At 50.5% G+C, this 1934-nt stretch carries 2 protein-coding genes and 1 pseudogene; 1 reads left to right on the top strand and 2 read right to left on the bottom strand.

Features of this window, described 5'->3' with window-relative positions; all coding sequences use genetic code 11:
- Window positions 1-915 (bottom strand): annotated as a pseudogene (locus NSMM_RS12410) (IS1595 family transposase); the annotation flags it as partial.
- Window positions 916-1196: 281 nt separating this feature from the next.
- Here NSMM_RS12410 and NSMM_RS12405 point away from each other — a divergent pair.
- Window positions 1197-1511, top strand: coding sequence for a tyrosine-type recombinase/integrase (locus NSMM_RS12405; protein ID WP_090287901.1), 315 nt, complete (start codon window positions 1197-1199; stop codon window positions 1509-1511).
- Window positions 1512-1755: 244 nt separating this feature from the next.
- Here the strand turns inward: NSMM_RS12405 and NSMM_RS16580 are convergent.
- On the bottom strand, window positions 1756-1934 hold a 179-nt coding region (locus tag NSMM_RS16580; RefSeq protein WP_425412377.1), incomplete at its 5' end, for an HAD family hydrolase.

Raw genomic sequence — 1934 nt, 5'->3', positions numbered from 1 at the left:
CCAATGATTGGCGAGTTGTGCCCACCCCAACGTTCCAGCCATCTACGCCAGCCCAGGTAATTTTCCAGGTATTTGGTTGCGACCCCATGAAATCTTTTCATCCACTGTTTAAGTCTGCTGTCGTAGGCATTAACATTCTGGATATGGTAAACACCAGCAATGACTCGAATTCCAGCAGAGAGATTGACGGGGCGATGGGTAATTCCGAGGCTATGAGCCACAGACCGGTAGACGGCAGCGCCATCACTACAGAAAATGGCATCTTTTGCCAGGATAGCCCGCAAAGGCGGCTCAATTGTCTTTTTATCAAGCGCATTCAACATGAAATCTGCTGTTGCACCAGAGCGGTCGCGTACTACCAACACCGGCACCTGGTCTTTGCCTGTTCCACGTACATGGATTTGCTTACCGCGTTTACGCGGTGGACGATTCAGGTGGCGTTGACCTTTGCAGGAAGAGGGAAAAAAGGTCTCATCCGCCTCAATGATTCCTTGCAAGTGGTTGGCTTTAGTAGCCGCCGGCAAAGTCAGGAACCGATGGCGCCAGCGAAAACTGGTGTTTTTGTCTATTCCGCATTGCCTGCCGCTAGCTCGCACGGTCAAACCTTCAATCAACGCTGCACTGTAATTCAACCACTGCTCCTTATGCCGCAGACGGGCCAAAGGAGTTCCCGAAATGGCCGTGAATGTGTGCTTGCATAAGCAACAGCGAAAACGTTGCAACCCCGCCTGGTGCCCCCAACGATGAGGGCGATCCGCCTGGCAGACCGGACAACTCGGCTCAAAAGAATCCTCAAGATATTTCACAACCACAGCTTGTGGCTTCGCCTCGCTCAGATAATGTTTGGCCTGTTCTTTTTGACGACGATTAAGTTCGATATCTTTTCCACCACTCCCGAAAATCAGTGGCTTCCATGACTATACCCTCCAGTCTTAATGTTCCAGCCTATTAGACAAAAAGGTAGTTCCAACGTTTAATGCAGACATAGCCTTAATTATCCACCGTCTCAGTTATCGGGGTGTGTTGCATTCGTACCTGTGCCGCCGTCAGCATGGGCTTGCGCCTTGAGGAAAGATTGCAGCTGTAGGTGGCGATCTTGATGCATAGCGGATGCGGGTGCATGCTCGTGATGCCAAGAGCTACCTGGACCGGCTGGTGCTGCTGTTCGCCCACACGCTGGAGGGGTTGCGCGAGTTCTGGAAAGAACACCACAACCCGGTGCTGTTGTTTCCCAGTCGCCAAAAAGGCCTCGCAGGCGCAGCCAGTGCTACGACGCACATGGATCGTGGTGGGGTGCAGCGAGCGTTGCGCCAGGTGACGGCGCAGATCGGTTAAAAAAGAATTACGCCACCCACCTGATGGAAGCGAGTGTTGACCTGCTCGAAGTGCAAAAAATCCTCGGTCACCACTCGGTGATCACCACCAGCCGCTATACCCATCTGACCGAACAGCGCAAAGAATCCGCCGAAGCCTGTATCAATAAGGCCAACGCGCAACATTCGAGGTGTTGACAGGCGGCCTGAAAAACAACGCTATTTTTAACAAAAAATACCTGCTTTCGGGGAAATGACGCTTGGTGTTAAACAAAAAAACAGATTTTTTTGTGATGTTTGCCGAAAAAGTCCAACCAGAAGCTTTTTACGCCAATCGCTGCACAGCGTTTCATTCGCATTACTTAAAAAACAGGCAGGTCTTTCGTAAAAAATGAAATTTTCTGGCAAACACTATGTAAAAAAGTTCCAGGAATGGTGCTGACTAACGCAAGCTGATAATAGGCCAGTCGTTTCTCTGAGCATGCGCTCGCAAGGTGTCGTCAGGATCGACTGCAACCGGATGCGTGACTTTGCCGAGCAACGGCAGATCATTGAGTGAATCACTATAAAACCAGCTTTGCAGAAATGACAGCCAGGTAAGATTTTGTTTGTCCAGCCATT

Source organism: Nitrosomonas mobilis, from assembly GCF_900103035.1.
Lineage (GTDB): Bacteria > Pseudomonadota > Gammaproteobacteria > Burkholderiales > Nitrosomonadaceae > Nitrosomonas > Nitrosomonas mobilis.
This window is presented reverse-complemented; position numbering and strand designations above follow the sequence as displayed.